This window comes from Allobosea sp. 05T439, assembly GCF_056396005.1.
Genome location: NZ_JBFTKP010000123.1, coordinates 1 through 812 on the forward strand (window position 1 = coordinate 1; position 812 = coordinate 812).

1 protein-coding gene and 1 pseudogene are annotated in these 812 nt (G+C 69.9%); both read right to left on the minus strand.

The window, feature by feature from the left end:
- On the minus strand, positions 1 to 467 hold a 467-nt coding region (locus AC1DIO_RS35340; RefSeq protein ID WP_476854950.1), incomplete at its 3' end, for a DDE-type integrase/transposase/recombinase.
- Between the two features lie 51 nt (positions 468 to 518).
- Positions 519 to 752, minus strand: a pseudogene (locus tag AC1DIO_RS35345) (leucine zipper domain-containing protein); the annotation flags it as partial.
- Positions 753 to 812: the final 60 nt, after the last annotated feature.

Genomic DNA, 812 nt, shown 5'->3' on the forward strand with positions numbered 1-812 from the left:
TTGCCGTTGGTTCGCGGGGTGTAGGGCCGGGTGCGGACATGGCGGGCGCCGGCCTTTGCGAGCGCGGCTGCGAAGAGCTTCGAGCGATAGGCCGAGCCGTTATCGGTCATCACCCGTTCGACGGTGACGCCGAGACGRCCGAACCAGGCGAGCGCGCGTTCGAGGAAGSCCGTCGCGTCGTCCCGGCCGAGGCTTGGCAGAACTTCGACGAAGGCCAGCCGCGAGGCATCGTCGATCGCGACATGGAGATGGTCCCAGCCGATGCCGCGATTGCGGCCTGGGCCGGTGCGGTTGCCGGTGATGCGGTGGCCGACGCCGTCGATCCGGCCCAGGCTCTTGATGTCGAGGTGGATCARCTCGCCCGGCGCGGCGCGCTCGTARCGCAGGATCTCGGGTTTCGGCTCCAGCGCCGACAATCGGTTCAATCCCAGACGGCGCAGGATCGCTCCCACGGTTGAGCGCGGCATGCCGAGYGCARCSGCRATCTGCGGGCCGCTCAGCCGGCGACGCCTCAGCGCCYCGATCTCGGCAACACGCTGCACAGGCGTTGCATGCGGACCGTGATGCGGGGCTGAGCTGCGGTCGTGAAACCTGCGCTCGCCGCCCTGCCGATGCCGGCGAAGCCAAGTATGCGCCGTGCGGCCCGAGACGCCCGCCGCCAGTGCCGCCTTGACGGACCAGCCCCCTTCGACCCGCTCTGCCAGCAGGGCTCGACCGCAAGGCGTCAAACGGGCATTCTGATGGACGTTCATCCGGGCACCTCCGGCGCAGGCGTTGGAGCTTCGCAACCCCAGCCTCTCAGCACCGGCCCG